This window comes from Zobellia sp. B3R18, from assembly GCF_018860715.1.
Classification (GTDB): Bacteria; Bacteroidota; Bacteroidia; order Flavobacteriales; family Flavobacteriaceae; genus Zobellia; species Zobellia russellii.
Genome location: NZ_JAHKQG010000011.1, coordinates 693,769 through 710,067 on the forward strand (window position 1 = coordinate 693,769; position 16,299 = coordinate 710,067).

Sequence of the window (16,299 nt, forward strand, 5' to 3'; positions counted from 1 at the left end):
CGGTGCTGCTGACATTGCGAATCTCATCCTACTCTGGTTTATACTTTGAATGCGAGTAATTCCGGCATTCAGAAAGAATTTGAAGCGTTTTGAACTTACGGTTCATTAATGCTATTTTCTTAGCACGAGACCAGCCTTTTAACTGTTTCTCAATCTGAAGCGCTTGATATGCTTTTGTGAATTGTAAGTGATATAGCAACCTCACCGGTCGTCTTTTATTCGTATAGGCATTCTCGTAAAATCCCGTTTGGTGTTCTTCTAACCTTCTCTCAACGTTATTGGTGAAACCTACATAGAAACTTTTATCGGCACATTCTAAGATGTAAACATAGTATGGTCCCATAAAATTTGCTTTTTGCATGTTCATGTAAAATGCATGGCTGAGCGCAGCCGAAGCCAGCATTTTACTTCCCGATCAGGTACAAGCCCATTTGAATTTTCCAGTAGGGCATTTTCTCCTCAAAATATTCAAAGAACACTTTTAGGCCTTCGGGCTGATCAAGTTCGGACTGTGCTTTTTTAATGCTTGCAATTTCATCTTTGGAAATAAACCGACTCAAATCTACATCTGCGCCTTCGGCATGTGCTTTTTGTAGGTGATTGTAAACGCTACCTTCCTGTATACCGCGTTGCATTGCTATTTCTTCCACCGAAAAACCATCTTTCAACATTTGAAACGAAAGCTGATGACTGGGATTCTTTTTCTTCTTCTTTACCGGTTGATTGAACGCCTTTATTTCCTTTAAAAATGGAGCGGCGTACTTTTCCAATTTGGCCTGACCTACACCTGAAACTTCCATAAATTCCGTTTCGTTCTTGGGCAGCCTCTGTTCCATATCCTTTAAACTGGCATCGCTAAAAACTACGTAAGCCGGAACATTTTGCTCAGTTGCAATTTGTTGGCGCAACACCCGGAGCCGCTCGAACAATCCGGTTGCGGCCATTTTGCTCTTACTGGTTTTCTTGGCTTGCGATTTTTCTTTTTTCTCCAGAATAGCCAGCTGAATTTGCTTGCCATCGTATAGTACCTCTTTGGCGAGGGGCGTAAGCGAAAGACGGCCACCTTCCCTAAAATTAATGGAAAGCACCCCTTGGTTCAGCAATTGAATGATATACTGCTGTAAATCTTGCCAAGACACGTCCTTGACGGCGCCATAGGTTTTGATATGCTGATACCCTTTTTCGACCACTTGGGCGTTCTGTGCGCCGCGAAGTACATCAACCAACATGCCCATGGCTTCCTTTTCCTTTAAACGGGCCACTCCGGAACAGATTTTTTGGGTGAGGACGGTAGCATCAAAATATTGGGGCGGACGGTTACAAATGTCGCAATTGCCACAATTCTGGGTCATGTGCTCCCCAAAATAATTGAGCAGGGCAATCCGGCGGCAGCTTAATGCTTCGGCAAATTGCTGCATCCGCTCCAACTTGGCGTATTCCACATCTGCATTTTCGCTATTGGCAATAAACCTGCGCAGCTGGGCCACATCGGCAAAACTATAAAAAAGCAAAGCGTGGGCAGGTAGGCTATCCCTTCCGCCACGGCCAATCTCCTGATAATAGCCCTCTACGTTCTTGGGCAGGTTGTAATGAATAACCCAACGCACATTACTTTTATCTATACCCATACCAAAAGCGATCGTAGCCACAATAATGGGTACGCGATCGGTAATAAAATCTTCCTGTACCTTGCTCCGCTCTTCTGCGGGAAGTCCGGCATGGTAGGATTTGGCATTGAAACCGGATGCCAATAGCTTATCTGCAATGGTCTGCGTACTTTTTCGGCTAAGGCAATAGATGATTCCGCTTTCATTGGGCCGTTCCGCCAAAAACTCCAAAATCTGACCGATACGGTCTTGCGCCGGACGTACTTCCAATGAAATATTAGGACGATTGAAAGAGGCCAAATGCCGCAACGCATGTGGAATACGCAATTGTTCCAGGATATCGTCCTGAGTGGTTTTATCCGCAGTGGCCGTTAACGCAATTATAGGAACCTCGGGAAACTGCTGTTTTAAACCGCCCAATTGGGTATAGGCAGGCCTAAAATCATGTCCCCAGGAAGAAATACAATGCGCTTCGTCTATGGCAAAGAGACTAATGGTTATTTCCGAAAGAATGTGTTGTAAGAGCCCCAAACTCTCCGGTGCCACGTATAATAATTTGAGCTCGCCTTTATACAAATGGGTTTCTACCGCTTCCCTTTTTTCCGCTTCTAGAGAACTATTAAAATAGGCCGCGGAAATACCATTTGCCGTTAAGGCATCTACCTGGTCTTTCATCAGGGCGATCAACGGGGAAATAACAATAGCCGTACCGTTCATGGCCAAGGCCGGAAGTTGAAAGCAAAGCGATTTTCCGCCACCCGTTGGCATAATGGCCAAAACATCTTTTTGGGCGAGCACATCACTAATGATGTTCCATTGATTGGGCCGAAATGAATCGTAACCAAAATTTGTTTTTAAAAGAGGAAGAAGTTCTTGTTCTGTTGTAAGCGTCATGTAGTACGTAAAGAGATTCTTGTCCGGAAGGACCAGTTTAACAAACAAAGCGAAGCCAAAACACGGTATTGAGTCATCTTGGTATCGCTTGGTTTGCAAAGAACGGTATATTCTATTTACCCAACATTAAAAGTTCGTTACAACGTACCTCTGTAATGTATCGTTTTTCACCATCTTTAGTCTCATAGGAGCGGTGGGTAAGCTTGCCCTCTACCGCAACCTGTTTTCCCTTGCTGAGATAATTTTCTACAATTTCTGCGGTCTTGCCCCAGGCCACTACATTGTGCCACTGGGTATCATCTACCCGCTCTCCTTGTGCGTTTTTATAACTCTCTGTAGTAGCTATGGAAAATTTGGCCAGTTTATTACCATTGTCCATGTTTACGATTTCCGGGTCCTGACCCAAGTTTCCTATCAACTGTACTTTGTTTTTTAAGGCGTTCATTTTACTAATTTTTACGTTAAACAGTTCATACTATTGAACCACAATGATTCAACACTGCAAACATAGAACGGGGTGCAAATTGTATTCGGTTACAAAACAATTGTTTTCGTTTGTAAACGTTTGAAAACGAATAAATATTCTGTAAGAAGACACTTCAACCGTTGCAAACCAGTATAGTTTGAGAGATTTAATTAAATTAGGTCTAAAATAGAGATAAAGCAACTAGTTGCTTTATACAATTGTTATATTGCATTTCTACAAACCTTTAAAATAAATGACAGAATCTAGTAGAGCTATTATAAATCTAAATGGAAATGAAGAAATAATTTCCAATATTGATTTTACCAATGCAGTAAATATTCAATATTTAGAAAATATCATACTTCAAAAAAAAAAGTTTGTTTTCAGCAAATGCATTTTTAGAGAAGGAATAGTTTTTCTGATTCATCTCACTCAAACCAACATAACGGAATTGGAATTGATATTTGAGGATTGCATAATTGAAAAGAACAAGCATAAACACGAAATCCAATCAAATATAAATAAACAAACTTTCTTATTATATTTTGTCAATTGCTTCATTCAAGATTTAGAAATAGACAAATGTTCTTTAACCAATACTTCTGTTTTCAAATGTATTGTATTAGAAAGATTGGTAATAACTAACTCTTCTATAAGAATTATTTCAATTCGTAATAGCTTTTGTAAAGCATTTATAAACAATAACCCAAAAACAAAATTATTTATTTCTTATGCTGACGATAATCTTTATATAGAAGATTTTCATATGCGAAAGGTAAATAGGCAGCTCAAAGAAAAAGAATCTTTAGATAGGATTTTTTCATATAAAACTAATTTTTACATAACCAATCCACAAGAATTAATTGTTGAGTTTAAGAAATCAACCGAAAAAGGTATTAAGCGTATAAAAAATGAAGATAATTCATTGATAGAGGCAAAATATCATTTGACAAACGACGAACTGAAAAAACTAGATATTTCCATTTCAATTCGTCTTGATTCAAATATTACAAAAAGTGTCAAGATTTCAAACGCCATTTTTAAAGACATCTCTTTAAAGGGCGATTCAGAAGCAATTATTGATATCAAACATACTACATGTAATCGCCTATTTATTGATAAATTTAGTAGCTCGAAACTACTCTTATATGATTTCCATGCCATAGAAAAAGATAGTAAACTGGAAATTAAAAATTCAGATTTATCAAATACATGGTTTAACAAAGTCCAAATAAACAGCTTTGACATTGTTAGTTTTTACAGAACTACATTGGAAAATACCAAATTTTCTGCAACAGAGTTTCCAAAGTCTATTGAAGCCTTAGAAAACATACATTATCCTCTAAAAAAAGAATCTGAATATTTTAATAATCAATATGAAAATTATAAGCAACTGAAAATCGCTTTATCAAACCAATCGGACCAGATACAGGCGTTACAAATGCACCGAAAAATGTATGAAGCGATTCGACAAAGTAAAAAACTAAGTGGTCAAGACAAAATTATTTTATTCCTGAATAACATTTCTAACAAACACGGCACCTCAATTACTCATTCTTTCATTTGCTTCATTCTTGTATTGTCTGGCTTGTATCTACTTTATGTGCTTGCCCTTCCGCAAGCTCCATATTCAATAGGTTGGATTAGCCTAGAGTCATATTGGACGAGTGTTTGTGAAACATTCAATTTCATATTAGAAAACTGGAAAAATCTATATGTTCTGGCAAATCCAACTCACAGATTAAGTCAGTTAATTGAGAATAGTTCTGTACCAGAATTATCAGGGATGAATTATTTTATTTCATTTAGTTCAAGAATTTTAATGGGTTGGTGTTACTATCAATTCGTAAGTGCCTTTAGGAAATTCGGCAAGAAAATATGAAGAAAAAAACGCAATATAACAAAGCCTAAACGTAATGCGGAGTTTAGGACAAAACCGAAAGGTCTGTGTATATTTATAAAGTCGCTAAATCTTATGGATTTAGCTTTGGACAAAAAAAAAATAAAACTAAACAATAAGCTTTAGCTTCGTGCGTAGACGGAAACGAAAGGTTTCCTTATTTCCGCACTACGCTTAGGTACTGTGTTAAAAAACAAGTTTTTTCTTTGATATTTTAGGAAACAGGTTGAGTAATCAATTTGTTATCCTGCGCAGCAAGGGCTTTATGTTTTTGCTGCTTTTTTGTTTCAAAATAGGCATCATAAACCTCTTCATTTTTCCAAAGCGTGTACATCAATATCAGTAATTTTCTTTGAACCGCTATTAAGGCTACTAATGGCTTTGCTTTCTTTCGTTTAAGCTAATGCATTATTTTAAATATCTTATCTTCAACTATAGAAACAAACATACGAGCCGAACCGTTGTGCTTCATTATAAAAAAATGAAAGAGGAAATTTTAAAACCAACATATATTAAGAATCCTGATTTCGTAACAGGAAAAAAGGACAAAATTGAATTCTACGATTTCGATTGTTTATCCTGTAAAAATCAGTTAAAACTGAATTATAAAATCCAAATCGAAAATAGTTGGACAGGTAAAACGGAAAATATAAGCGAACAAGAATATGATGGACTGAAGAAACATTACAACATTGGTTTGTCGCAAAAATCGAAAGATGGTGGGTTTCCCGTATTTGACAAAATTCTTTGTAGTAAATGCCTATCTGAATATTATACATATGTTGGAGTAGATGAATTTAGGAACTCTGCATATTCCGTTCAAGTTCAAGGAATAATGAAAAATGGATAGAGATAAAATATTATTAATTGAAATTGATGATAAAGGAAAATTAAACATTAAACCTTGTTCGACAACTTATCCAATGATTTACCGGTCGGCAACTGAGGTTCATTGGGACAAAAACAAGAAAACTCTTTACTCGCCAAAACCTACTGACTGGAATTATTTAGAATGGTATTTGCACATTATAGGCGTTGTGAAATCTGAATGTTCAATTATGCTCGAATTGACCGACAAAACGGAATGGGTAAATATCGGAGATGAATTACGAGCGGAAATAACGAAAGCACAACAAAACCTATAAACAATACGGGCTTTGGTCTTAACCGCCAGGTTTGTGTATTTTTATGAAGTCCGCAAAATCTTTGGGATTTTGCTTTAAACAAGGAAAAGAAAAAACAAAACAAAAAGATTTCGCTACATGCGTGGCGGAACGCAAACGCCAGTTTGCTCCCGTACTGTTCATAGCTAAACCGGTGGCAAACATTATGCAAAACCTTCCAATGAACAACTTTATATTCTTAATATTTTTTTTCCTTATTTGTTCCTGTCAGTCAAATCACATTTTCAAAAATTTGGAAAATAAAGAAAAGGTCTTCATCGCTCTTGATGAATATGGACTGGATAGTATACCGAAGGAAATAGGTGAATTGAAAAAAGCCAAGGAATTGGAAATATTTAACGACAGCATAGAAGGCTGGACCATATATCCGCCATTAAGTGCAATGAATCAACGAAATTATACCCCACCTTTCAGAACTTTACCAAAGGAATTACTATATCTTAATGGACTTAAAAAACTCACCTTATATGGACTGGACATAAAAACTTTGCCCGACGATATGGAGAAACTTAAAGAGTTGGAGTATTTGGACTTATCCATGAATAAATTGAACATGATTAATGAAATTCCGAAATTGAAAAAACTCCCAAAATTGAAGTACGTTGAACTATTCGGGAATAGAATTAATATGCTTGAAATTGAAAGGTGGAGAAATGAAAATCCAGATATTAAAATAAGTTACGGAGAAGAATAACTGGCTACAACATTTCTATAAACAATACGGGTTTCGGGCTTAATCGCAAGCTTTGTGTATTTTTATGAAGTCCGCAAAATCTTTGAGATTTTGCTCTAAACAAGGAAAAGAAAAAACAAAAAAAAAGATTTCGCTAAGTGCGTGGCGGAAAGCAAACGCCAGTTTGCTCCCATACTGTTCAAAGATCAATCGTTACGCCACATTTGAAAAAAAAGAATACGAATGAAAAAAATGACAATTATTTTTGCTCTTTTAGTATCGATTAGCTGTAGCAATGACGATGAGAACAACAATTCTATGTCTGAAACTAATATTGAATTAGTAACTGGAATTAATATTAGAAACTCTGAATTTAGTGCACCTATAAAATTAGGCAACCCAAATGTTCTTACAGATAATAAATTTACTGCTTATCCAAACCCTCCAGCTGGAGCATTAAGCTTATCCGCATCTGAAAATATTTCTGATGTTTGGTTTGCAAGTGCCAATGCAGAAAAAATATATGAACAAACAGACTTTAATTCAATTTTAAACTTGGGCTTATATTCTGAATCTGAAATTAAATTGAATCCCGAAATAGAGTTAAATGACTTGAATTCAAAAAATTTAGTATTGAATTTAAAAGACTTAAATTCTGGTTATTATAAAGTTTTTGTCAAAATCAATGGAAACGTATATTGGGATAATATTTACATTCCTGAAAGTAACTTTGAAATTGATGATTTAATAAATTTTTGGAATTAAAAAAACGTTCGGTAACACAATGTATAAAACATAGCTAACTGGTTTTTAACCGTAAGGTTTGTGCATATTTGCAAAGTATCGCCAAGTTTTTAATTTGGCTTTTAAAAAGAGAGAAATTAAAAACAAAATATAAAAATTCGGCTCAGTGCTAATCCAAAAAGTTAGTGTCTTTTTGCACGCTACATTTCATACACAAGTCCGTTGTCATTAATTTTGAAAAAATATTTTAGTAGAATTCGAAATTCAAAAAACAGTACGATTTATGATTGAAATGACTCCAGAATATTGGAATGAACTTGCAAATCATTTCATCCTCATAAGTGCATTATTAGCAGGTTTCTCTATAGCTTTTATTGCTAATTTAATTGTTTCAGATACGAATAATCGAATTTCAACATATCTACAAATAACGGCAACCATTGCTGCAAGCAGTTTCCTTATTTCCGTGTTTTCAATGACAACAATTTTGATGATGACAACCAAAGGCTATCCTTTAGAAATAGAGGAAAGCAAATTTCATACTGCAAGAATAATCGGAGGAGTAACATTCATGATTGGGATAATCGCCCTATCTACACTTATTGCATTATCTGGATGGACCAAATCAAAAACCATGGGAATTTTAACCACCATAATTGGGATTCTAACCCTTGTAATGGTTTTAATTGTATCCTAACTTTACAATTGGACTTTACTCAAACGCAATCGGTGTGTTGATGGACTTTTTAGCAAGTTTACGAAAATGGAATTTTTACTCGATAAGAAAACTAACTCGAACGGAAAAAACTAATGACAACAGAACCTATAAACAATACGGGTTTCGGGCTTAGTCGCAGGGTTTGCATATTTTTATGAAGTCGCTTAATCTTATGGTTTTTGCTTTGGACAAGAAAAATTAAAACTAAACAATAAGCTTTAGTTTCGTGCGTAGACGGAAACTGGCCAGCGCTTTAGCTAGCCTGCTGCTATCGCACACGGCGTACCTCCGTGCAAGGCATACGAGCCCAACCATTGTAGCCAATTAAAAACTAAAAATGATGTCAAAAATCAGGTACAACTTTTCAAATGAATTGTGGAAAAACAATTTCTCAAGTTGGCATTTTATATCTGTTCCAAATGATATATCAAAAGAAATTAGAGATAATTTACAATGGCAAGAAGAAGGTTGGGGCAGAATGAAAGTAACAGCAATTTTAGAAGACTTTAAATGGAATACTTCAATTTGGTTTGACACAAAAATTGGTTGTTATATTTTGCCTATAAAACTGGAAATAAGAAATAAACTATCTCTCAAAGAAGGTGAATTGTTAAAAATTAGCATTTTAGTCTAAAAACTAAAACTTATGATAGAAACTAACAACCACATCAATTAGATTGAATTCAAAGCCAAAGATTTAGCAAGAATAAAGTTTTACTATGAAAAAACTTTCAATTAGAAATTGAAGGGTTTTGGGCCTGATTATACCGCTTTTTTAAATAGTGGATTAGAAGATGGTTTTGAAAAGTCAGAAGATGAAATAATAAGCGGAGCTTTGGTGGTCTTATATCATAGGAGTCTTGAAAGTTTAACGAAAACGATTGTTAAGAATCGAGGAATAATCTCTAAACAGATTTTTTCTTTCCTTGGTGAACATAGATTTCATTTTGTTGACCCGTCAGGGAACGAATTAGCCGTTTGGTGTTATAAATGAATAAAAAACTAGCTACAACAAAAGTACCCATTTCACAAACCGCTGGATAAGTCAAAAAATAGATTCACATAGGCCCCTTTAGGGCTTTTTTTTATGTCCAACAAGAAGCGTTTGTGCAGCCCTTAAAACCTAACCCTAAATCAAATTTAAGAGAATCTAAAAAATACACTTGGTTAGATATTGACTATTTTTTTGCAAACAGAGATAATTAAACTACAGTTGTTTGACAAGATATTTGTACCAACAAAAATTTGGTATGAAATGACATTACAAGAACAACTAAAACAAATGCGCCATGCTTCTATGGAAAGGATGCCGCAATCAATAATGAAAGTCTTTACCGATAGTATTGCTGACATCAGAAAAAGCCAGTTAAAAGAAAATGCTCTACAGGTAGGCGACTATGTTCCCGACATGAATCTTCAAAACAGCAATGGAAACAATTTATGGTTAAGCAATTTAATAGAACAGGAATTTCTAATTCTAAACTTTTACAGAGGTGGCTGGTGTCCATATTGTAACATGGAGCTTAGAGAGTATGAACGATTAAGAAAATCTTTTAATCAACTAAATACGGACATTGTTGGAATAAGTGCGGAAATACCCGAACTCGCTAATACAACTACCAATAAAAACGGAATATCCTTCCCGGTTTTAACAGATATAGATGCACAATCTATGAAAGCTGTTGGCATTGTTTTTCAGCTAGATGAAGCCTCCAAAAAGGAATTCAAAAACTTTGGTATGGATTTTACCAAAATTCATGGCAATAGCAATTTTGAACTGCCAGTGCCGGCCGTCTATGTAATTAATAAAAATATGCAAATCGTGTACACTCATTTTGAAGAAGATTATATGACACGACTTGAACCCACAGAACTTTTAAAAAATTTAAAAAACAATTTGATAACAGAAAACACTTAATATCATGAAAAAAAACAAAATTATTTACTGGGCTTCTACCATATTGCTCTGTGCCTTATTCATAATGGGTGCCATGATGTATATTTTTAATTACCCAAGAGCAGAGGGCTTCTTTATAAGTTTAGGGTTTCCTACTTGGATTATCTACCCTTTAGCGATACTCAAAATATTAGCTCCCATTGCCATTTTAACTAAAAAATCAAATTTCTTAAAAGAGTTGGCATACGCCGGTTTTCTATTTGATGCTGTTTTAGCGTTTTTTGCCCATTTGATGGTATCAGACGGAGAATACCTGTTTTCTACTGTAGCTCTTATATTGACCATAATTTCATGGATATATGACCGTAAGGTGTTCGGGAATTATGTACAAAATTTAAATATCTCTAAAAAATAATAATATGACACAGCAATCCAAAATAGGTGTAAAAGAAACCATTGAAAATCTCATTAAAACAGCCACCAGCTTTGATGTAAATAAACTAGAATCTATATATCACGATAATATTCAGGTTATTATGATTGATCCTTTAGGGCAAAAAACGATTTCTGACAAACAAACATTCGTGAATTTATTCAAATCCAAACGAGACAATGGAGATGCTCCTTTAAATACCTGGGCAGAGTTTAATCATATAGAGCATAATGGAAATACAGGTCATGTTGTTTTAAAACGAAAGGTAAATTTGACTGGAATGGAACAAAAAATAGCCCTAAGTATTGATCTAATTTGGGAAGAAAATCGTTGGCAAGTAACTCGTGAAGTTATTTTTGCACAATTCGAGTGATAGTCCAACAAGAGTTAATTTTAAATTCATTGGCTACAATAAACAACTGGGTTAAAAGGTACCGGAGCAAAAAATTATACTTCTTTGTTAACGGAGTCAAATTGTTAATTTTGTTCTGTGTAGATTCAAAAATTAGCACCTTTTAAACACTACGTGTCACGCACTAACCGTTGTTAACGCCAAAAAAATGAACAAAACTTTACAAACAGACTTATTAGAAATTGAATCACTACTTGAACAAGTTAAAAAGCAGGGAATTGATTATCTAAACAAAATAGATGAAAGACAAACCTCAGCAAATATTCACAAAACTGAATTGATTAATCTAGGTTCAAAAGGTCTTGGTGCGCGTAATACTTTGCAATTATTCAACCAAAGGTTCGAACCAACAATAGTATCCTCTTCTGGACCTAGATTTTGGGGTTACGTTATTGGCGGATCTACGCCAGCATCTATTATGGGAGATTGGCTGGCAACAATCTACGACCAAAATCCGCAAGCAATAAATGGAGAAGGAGATATATCTGCAAATATTGAATTAGAAACCATACAATTAATTTTAGACCTTTTTAATCTTCCCAAATCTTTTGTTGGTGGTTTTGTAACAGGTGCGACCATGTCTAATTTTACTTGTCTAGCTGTGGCCAAACAGTGGTTTGGTAAAAACTTTGGTAAAGATTTTGCCAAAGAAGGTATTACTGAAAAAATAAATATCCTAACGGCCACACCGCATTCTTCTGCTCTAAAATCACTTGCTCTATTGGGCATTGGCAGCAATAACATTACAAAAATAAATACAATAGAAGGAAATAGGGAAGCTATTTCAATAGACGATTTAGAAGCCAAAATTAGAGCCTTAAATGGGCAACCTTTTATTCTTATATCAAGTGCGGGAACAGTAAATACAGTTGATTTTGATAATTTTAATGCTATAAACAAATTAAAACAGAAGTATAATTTTTGGTGGCACACAGATGCTGCTTTTGGTGGTTTTGCTGCTTGTTCTGACGCCTACAATCACTTTGTACAAGACTGGGAGTATTCTGATAGCATAACCATTGACTGTCATAAATGGCTAAATGTACCCTATGAAAGCGCAGTGTTTTTGGTAAAAAGAGAACATAGTTCATTACAAGTTGAAAGTTTTCAAAACTCTAATGCCCCCTACCTTGGAGACCCAATGGAAAATTTTAATTATCTGAATTTTCTTCCTGAAAATTCAAGACGACTAAAAGCTTTACCCGCTTGGTTTTCATTAAGGGCATACGGAAAAGAAGGTTATAAGCAAATTGTAGAAAATGCAATTGATTTAGCTAAACATTTTGGAGCTAAAATAGAAGAATCCGAGAATTTTAAATTACTAGCACCCGTAAGATTGAATAATATTGTTTTTAATCTCAACAGCCCTCAGAACGAAGAAAAAGTTGGTACATTTTTAACTCAATTAAACAAAACGGGAAAAGTATTTATGACACCAACAGTCTATAGTCACCAAAAAGGAATTAGAGTGTCTTTTGTAAATTGGAGAACAACCAAAAATGATATTGAGCTAGTATTTAAACAAATGAATGAAATAATAAAAGAAATGTAGCTCAATAAGCTCATTGTCCAAAACTCAAACTTAATTTTGGGGTTGAACATCATTGATTCTTCACTCCACCCTTTGCCCTTGAACTGTATATACATATGATTCTCATCATGCACCAGTGCCAATGTAGAAATGTAGGAGTTATAGAATTCAAAGAAAACACAAGACAGAACAGAAAATTGCCAAAATAGGTAAGCGCCATTTAAACGTATGAACCCAAAAGAGAATCTAAAAAAACTGAACCTTGAACTTCCAGAAGTATCTACACCGGGTGGGAGCTATGTTTCTGTTAATGTTAGAGGAAATATAGCTTACATAGCCATTCAATTTCCTATACTAAATACAGAATACCGCTATCAAGGACGGTTAGGAAATGAAATTTCTACAGAACAGGGCTACGAAGCAATGAAATTATGTGCTTTAAATGTTTTAGCTCAGGTAGAGGCTAAAATTGGTTTTAACAACATTGTTGGCCTTAACCATATTGATGCTTATTTTCAATCAGGAGCCAATTGGGACGACTCCCCAATTGTTGTAGATGGAGCTTCGGATATATTCGTAAAAGTGCTGGAAGAAAAAGGCCAACACTCAAGAGCTATTTTTGGGGTTGAAAAATTACCGCGAAACTTTAGTGTTGGATTGACAGCATCATTTACGGTAAAAACAAAATAACACGTTTTAACTTGGGGTGCAACAGTATACTACCTCAGTTAGGTAAACCCTTAGCGCCAACTTATTGAAAATAAAATGAAAGTTACACCAGAAAAAAACGAAAAGGTTGCCAACATGATATTTGCCTCCATTTATCCGCTTTACTTATCTAGATTGGAGAAAAATGGAAGAACAAAAGAAGAACTTGATCAAGTAATTGAATGGTTCACCGGGTTTGACCAAAATGCTTTACAGGCACTTATTAATGAAAAAGTAACCTTTAGAACATTTTTTGAAGAGGCTAAAATACACCCAAACGCACATTTGATCAAAGGAGTGGTTTGTGGTTATCGGATTGAAGAAATTGAGGATGAGTTTGAGCTGTACAAACAATGTAGACGTATGGAAAAACTCATAGATGAATTGGCAAAAGGCCGTAAGATGAATAAAATTTTACGTGAAGAAAAAAAATAGCAACCGTTATTCCGCCAGCAAACAGATAGTTTTAAGCCCCTTCACAGGGCTTTTTTTGTTTATGATTAGAAATGAAAACGTATTTTTAGGTTGTGGTATTGTAAGCTGAATACATGGCTTGACACCGAACCAATCTTATTGCTATTGACAGAAGAAGAATACATAAAGGACTTAAAACTAAAATTTGAAAGCTATACTCAAATTTCGGCCCAATCTTGGTCTTTAATTCAGTCTATAGTAACGTTTAGAAAGCTGAAAAAAGACGAAACCCTACTCCAAAACGGGCAAATAGCAAAAAACATTCATTTTGTATGTAAAGGAGCACTACGGGCATACGTAACGGATGCCGAAGGCAATATCTACAACAAAAACATTTTTTTGGAAACGGATTTTGCCGGTTCTACGGTTTCCTGCATTTTGGGCAAGCCCTCAAATTTTACCCTAGAAGCTTTAGAGGATACCATTCTCATAAGTCTAAATTATAAAAAATACAGAGAATTCATTAGCCGCCAAACCGACTTGAAAGATTTCTACATCGCTTATCTAGAATACAATTGGGTCATTGAAAAAGAACAAAGGGAAATTTCCCTAGTTATGGAAAATGCTACAGAACGGTATTTAAAATTGCGCGCCAAACACCCCAATATTGACCAAAGAATACAACAACTCCATTTGGCCTCCCACCTAGGTATAACGCCCACTCAGCTCAGTAGAATCCGTAAAGATTTAAAAAAAAGAGCCTGAATCAACATATGTAAATGCTTAAGGTTTTCCGTTCTGATATTTTTGTCCAATCAATTTAAAACAAGAATATCATGAATTACATAGACCATCTAAAATGGCGCTATGCCACCAAAAAATTCGATGCCAGAAAAAAGATAGCTCCGGACGACCTTAAAAAAATAAAGGAGGCCATTCAACTATCCGCTTCATCATACGGTTTACAGTTGTACAAAGTGCTCATAATTGAAAATCCGTTAATAAGGGAACAGTTAAAAACTGCTTCTTGGGGGCAAGACCAAATTACGGACGCTTCGCATTTAATAGTCTTTTGTAATTATACCTATGTGGAAGATACGCACGTAGATGATTTTCTACACCGGACGGCCATCACACAGAACATTGAAATGAACAACCTAAGTGACTATGGCAACTTTATGAAAGGAAAAATTAAGACAATGACAGCATTGGAGTCTTTTCAATGGACGGTCCGGCAGACCTATTTGGCACTTGGCAATTTGCTCAGTGCTTGTGCCGAACTAAAAATTGACTCCTGCCCTATGGAAGGTTTTGAGGCTGATAAATACAACGCTATTCTAGGCCTTACCGAAAAGGGCTTGAATGCCGCCGTAGTTGCAACCATTGGCTACCGCTCCCATGAAGACCACACCCAACATCGCCCTAAGGTTAGAAAACCATTGGAAGAATTATTTAAAGCTGTATGAACCAGACCGCATTATCTTTTCTAGCCGTGTTAGGTGGAGTTTTTTTGGCTGCGCAAGGTGGTTTCAACTCCAATTTGGCCGTGCTGTTAAAAAATCCCCTATTGGCATCTGTTGCCGCATTTTTTAGCAGTACCATTTTTGCGGTGACCTTTGTACTCTTAAGTTCTAAAAGCTCCCCAAATTGGACCGAGGTAAAACAGATACCCCTTTACCTTTGGTTTACCGGTGGATTATTTAGTGTAATGGGAATAAGCCTCTACTATTACACCATTCCAAAACTGGGCATATCCACAATGATATCTTTGGGTTTGTTCGGGCAATTGGCCTTTTCTATTGTTGCCGGGCACTTTGGATGGCTAAACCTACCTGTAGAACCCATAACATTTAAGAGAGGGGCAGGTTTTGCTATACTCATTTCAGGAATTATTTTAATCAATATAAAATGAAAACAAGGGCGGAATTAATACATACGAACATAAAGAATCTAAAATCGCTCTGGGAAACCGCCGGAGCGGCTTTTGACAGCTACCACAAAACACCGGTTTTTGAATATTGCGAGATTCATGGTTCTGAATGGCCTAATAGGTTATGGCTACATCAACCTATAAATCAAGAAACAGTTGACTTGATCAAACAGAAAATAGGGGAAATGGCCGCACCTATTACCTTACCGGTTTGGGATATTTATGATGATAACCAAAGTGCGCTTTTAGAGAATAACGACTTTGTTTTCATTTTTGAACAAGTGGGCATGTCCTTAAAACCTTCGCACTTTTTTGATATTCATGGCGATGTAAATATTGAACGGGTTACGGATTCTACCGAAGCCAAGTTATGGTCCGTGCTCTTTCAAAAATCGTTCGGTTATGAAATTAGCCCGGAGACCGTTAACAAAACACTCAATGAAATTGAGTATTATATAGCCTATTCCGATGGACTTGCCGTGGGAACGGCCATACTGCACCAAACCAATTCGGTTATGGGCATCCATGCCATTGGCATACCTCCAGAAATGAGAAGAAGAGGCTACGCAGACCAAATTATGAGATTGCTGATTAACAAAATCATCAAAAACGGATTTGAGTATATAACACTGCAGGCTTCCAACATGGGGTTAAACCTATATCTAAAACTAGGTTTTGAGGAGCAGTTTCTAATAAAAAATTATAGGCTTGCACAACGGTAATCATCCTGCAAGCCTATACTAAACCAATGGTACTTGCTTTGTCTTTGTCCAAAGCACATATAACTT

Annotated in this window: 21 protein-coding genes; 17 read left to right on the plus strand and 4 right to left on the minus strand. The window is 35.7% G+C overall.

The genetic code is table 11. The features are described from left to right. Nucleotides 1-28 precede the first annotated feature (28 nt). The 3 genes from KO513_RS09445 to KO513_RS09455 form a co-directional block, all read right to left on the minus strand. Complete coding sequence (locus tag KO513_RS09445) at nucleotides 29-343, minus strand: GIY-YIG nuclease family protein (RefSeq protein ID WP_215913171.1); 315 nt, start codon at nucleotides 341-343, stop codon at nucleotides 29-31. Nucleotides 344-404: 61 nt separating this feature from the next. Continuing rightward, entirely contained in the window at nucleotides 405-2,600 is a 2,196-nt protein-coding gene (recQ, locus tag KO513_RS09450; RefSeq protein WP_371735559.1) for a DNA helicase RecQ, read from the minus strand. 13 nt (nucleotides 2,601-2,613) lie between these two features. Next, nucleotides 2,614-2,946: a single-stranded DNA-binding protein gene (locus KO513_RS09455; protein WP_215913172.1), complete on the minus strand. Its 333-nt coding sequence runs from the start codon at nucleotides 2,944-2,946 to the stop codon at nucleotides 2,614-2,616. Nucleotides 2,947-3,220: 274 nt separating this feature from the next. Here KO513_RS09455 and KO513_RS09460 point away from each other — a divergent pair, with 274 nt between their 5' ends. Then, entirely contained in the window at nucleotides 3,221-4,849 is a 1,629-nt protein-coding gene (locus tag KO513_RS09460) for a hypothetical protein (RefSeq protein WP_215913173.1), read from the plus strand. A gap of 232 nt (nucleotides 4,850-5,081) precedes the next feature. Here the strand turns inward: KO513_RS09460 and KO513_RS19725 are convergent, their stop codons facing one another. After that, a complete protein-coding gene (locus KO513_RS19725; protein WP_256439078.1) occupies nucleotides 5,082-5,204 on the minus strand; it encodes a hypothetical protein in 123 nt (40 codons plus the stop codon). A gap of 144 nt (nucleotides 5,205-5,348) precedes the next feature. Here KO513_RS19725 and KO513_RS09465 point away from each other — a divergent pair, with 144 nt between their 5' ends. The 16 genes from KO513_RS09465 to KO513_RS09540 all read left to right on the plus strand — a co-directional run bounded on the left by KO513_RS09465 (nucleotide 5,349) and on the right by KO513_RS09540 (nucleotide 16,233). Further along, the gene (locus KO513_RS09465; RefSeq protein ID WP_215913174.1) at nucleotides 5,349-5,717 is read left to right on the plus strand and encodes a hypothetical protein; all 369 of its coding nucleotides are present in this window, start codon (nucleotides 5,349-5,351) and stop codon (nucleotides 5,715-5,717) included. Next, nucleotides 5,710-6,012 carry a hypothetical protein gene (locus tag KO513_RS09470; RefSeq protein ID WP_215913175.1) on the plus strand — a complete coding sequence of 101 codons (303 nt, stop codon included), beginning with the start codon at nucleotides 5,710-5,712 and terminating at the stop codon, nucleotides 6,010-6,012. The genes KO513_RS09465 and KO513_RS09470 overlap by 8 nt, the downstream gene beginning before the upstream one ends. A 271-nt stretch (nucleotides 6,013-6,283) precedes the next feature. Further along, nucleotides 6,284-6,745 (plus strand): hypothetical protein, encoded by a 462-nt coding sequence (locus KO513_RS09475; RefSeq protein WP_215913176.1) that lies wholly within the window; start codon nucleotides 6,284-6,286, stop codon nucleotides 6,743-6,745. A gap of 222 nt (nucleotides 6,746-6,967) precedes the next feature. Continuing rightward, nucleotides 6,968-7,489 (plus strand): hypothetical protein, encoded by a 522-nt coding sequence (locus KO513_RS09480; protein ID WP_215913177.1) that lies wholly within the window; start codon nucleotides 6,968-6,970, stop codon nucleotides 7,487-7,489. Nucleotides 7,490-7,751: 262 nt separating this feature from the next. Then, the gene (locus KO513_RS09485) at nucleotides 7,752-8,165 is read left to right on the plus strand and encodes a hypothetical protein (RefSeq protein WP_215913178.1); all 414 of its coding nucleotides are present in this window, start codon (nucleotides 7,752-7,754) and stop codon (nucleotides 8,163-8,165) included. Nucleotides 8,166-8,523: 358 nt separating this feature from the next. After that, nucleotides 8,524-8,820, plus strand: a complete 297-nt coding sequence (locus tag KO513_RS09490; RefSeq protein ID WP_215913179.1) for a DUF1905 domain-containing protein — start codon at nucleotides 8,524-8,526, stop codon at nucleotides 8,818-8,820. Nucleotides 8,821-9,441: 621 nt separating this feature from the next. Then, complete coding sequence (locus KO513_RS09495; protein ID WP_215913180.1) at nucleotides 9,442-10,104, plus strand: peroxiredoxin-like family protein; 663 nt, start codon at nucleotides 9,442-9,444, stop codon at nucleotides 10,102-10,104. Between the two features lie 4 nt (nucleotides 10,105-10,108). After that, nucleotides 10,109-10,498, plus strand: a complete 390-nt coding sequence (locus KO513_RS09500) for a DoxX family protein (RefSeq protein WP_215913181.1) — start codon at nucleotides 10,109-10,111, stop codon at nucleotides 10,496-10,498. Nucleotides 10,499-10,502: 4 nt separating this feature from the next. After that, entirely contained in the window at nucleotides 10,503-10,889 is a 387-nt protein-coding gene (locus tag KO513_RS09505; RefSeq protein ID WP_215913182.1) for a hypothetical protein, read from the plus strand. 187 nt (nucleotides 10,890-11,076) lie between these two features. Then, nucleotides 11,077-12,480, plus strand: a complete 1,404-nt coding sequence (locus KO513_RS09510) for a pyridoxal phosphate-dependent decarboxylase family protein (protein ID WP_215913183.1) — start codon at nucleotides 11,077-11,079, stop codon at nucleotides 12,478-12,480. 207 nt (nucleotides 12,481-12,687) lie between these two features. Continuing rightward, nucleotides 12,688-13,149: a RidA family protein gene (locus tag KO513_RS09515; RefSeq protein WP_215913184.1), complete on the plus strand. Its 462-nt coding sequence runs from the start codon at nucleotides 12,688-12,690 to the stop codon at nucleotides 13,147-13,149. A 75-nt stretch (nucleotides 13,150-13,224) separates the two neighbouring features. After that, a complete protein-coding gene (locus tag KO513_RS09520) occupies nucleotides 13,225-13,602 on the plus strand; it encodes a DUF2200 domain-containing protein (RefSeq protein ID WP_215913185.1) in 378 nt (125 codons plus the stop codon). A gap of 144 nt (nucleotides 13,603-13,746) precedes the next feature. After that, nucleotides 13,747-14,346 (plus strand): Crp/Fnr family transcriptional regulator, encoded by a 600-nt coding sequence (locus tag KO513_RS09525; protein WP_252735739.1) that lies wholly within the window; start codon nucleotides 13,747-13,749, stop codon nucleotides 14,344-14,346. A gap of 71 nt (nucleotides 14,347-14,417) precedes the next feature. Further along, on the plus strand, nucleotides 14,418-15,047 hold the full coding sequence (locus tag KO513_RS09530) for an NAD(P)H-dependent oxidoreductase (protein ID WP_215913187.1): 630 nt from the start codon (nucleotides 14,418-14,420) through the stop codon (nucleotides 15,045-15,047). Further along, on the plus strand, nucleotides 15,044-15,493 hold the full coding sequence (locus KO513_RS09535; RefSeq protein WP_215913188.1) for a DMT family transporter: 450 nt from the start codon (nucleotides 15,044-15,046) through the stop codon (nucleotides 15,491-15,493). Before KO513_RS09530 ends, KO513_RS09535 begins: the two co-directional genes overlap by 4 nt. Continuing rightward, nucleotides 15,490-16,233 (plus strand): GNAT family N-acetyltransferase, encoded by a 744-nt coding sequence (locus KO513_RS09540; RefSeq protein ID WP_215913189.1) that lies wholly within the window; start codon nucleotides 15,490-15,492, stop codon nucleotides 16,231-16,233. Before KO513_RS09535 ends, KO513_RS09540 begins: the two co-directional genes overlap by 4 nt. Nucleotides 16,234-16,299: the final 66 nt, after the last annotated feature.

What these genes read in the sequence shown, in the direction of transcription:
- KO513_RS09495 (WP_215913180.1), top strand. Translation starts at nt 9,442, where the DNA reads ATGACATTACAAGAACAACTAAAACAAATGCGCCATGCTTCTATGGAA.
- KO513_RS09485 (WP_215913178.1), top strand. Translation starts at nt 7,752, where the DNA reads ATGATTGAAATGACTCCAGAATATTGGAATGAACTTGCAAATCATTTC.
- KO513_RS09480 (WP_215913177.1), top strand. Translation starts at nt 6,968, where the DNA reads ATGAAAAAAATGACAATTATTTTTGCTCTTTTAGTATCGATTAGCTGT.
- KO513_RS09445 (WP_215913171.1), bottom strand. Translation starts at nt 343, where the DNA reads ATGGGACCATACTATGTTTACATCTTAGAATGTGCCGATAAAAGTTTC.
- KO513_RS09510 (WP_215913183.1), top strand. Translation starts at nt 11,077, where the DNA reads ATGAACAAAACTTTACAAACAGACTTATTAGAAATTGAATCACTACTT.
- KO513_RS09470 (WP_215913175.1), top strand. Translation starts at nt 5,710, where the DNA reads ATGGATAGAGATAAAATATTATTAATTGAAATTGATGATAAAGGAAAA.
- KO513_RS09490 (WP_215913179.1), top strand. Translation starts at nt 8,524, where the DNA reads ATGATGTCAAAAATCAGGTACAACTTTTCAAATGAATTGTGGAAAAAC.
- KO513_RS09540 (WP_215913189.1), top strand. Translation starts at nt 15,490, where the DNA reads ATGAAAACAAGGGCGGAATTAATACATACGAACATAAAGAATCTAAAA.
- KO513_RS09500 (WP_215913181.1), top strand. Translation starts at nt 10,109, where the DNA reads ATGAAAAAAAACAAAATTATTTACTGGGCTTCTACCATATTGCTCTGT.
- KO513_RS09530 (WP_215913187.1), top strand. Translation starts at nt 14,418, where the DNA reads ATGAATTACATAGACCATCTAAAATGGCGCTATGCCACCAAAAAATTC.
- KO513_RS09505 (WP_215913182.1), top strand. Translation starts at nt 10,503, where the DNA reads ATGACACAGCAATCCAAAATAGGTGTAAAAGAAACCATTGAAAATCTC.
- KO513_RS09460 (WP_215913173.1), top strand. Translation starts at nt 3,221, where the DNA reads ATGACAGAATCTAGTAGAGCTATTATAAATCTAAATGGAAATGAAGAA.
- KO513_RS09535 (WP_215913188.1), top strand. Translation starts at nt 15,044, where the DNA reads ATGAACCAGACCGCATTATCTTTTCTAGCCGTGTTAGGTGGAGTTTTT.
- KO513_RS09520 (WP_215913185.1), top strand. Translation starts at nt 13,225, where the DNA reads ATGAAAGTTACACCAGAAAAAAACGAAAAGGTTGCCAACATGATATTT.
- KO513_RS09515 (WP_215913184.1), top strand. Translation starts at nt 12,688, where the DNA reads ATGAACCCAAAAGAGAATCTAAAAAAACTGAACCTTGAACTTCCAGAA.
- KO513_RS09465 (WP_215913174.1), top strand. Translation starts at nt 5,349, where the DNA reads ATGAAAGAGGAAATTTTAAAACCAACATATATTAAGAATCCTGATTTC.
- KO513_RS09455 (WP_215913172.1), bottom strand. Translation starts at nt 2,946, where the DNA reads ATGAACGCCTTAAAAAACAAAGTACAGTTGATAGGAAACTTGGGTCAG.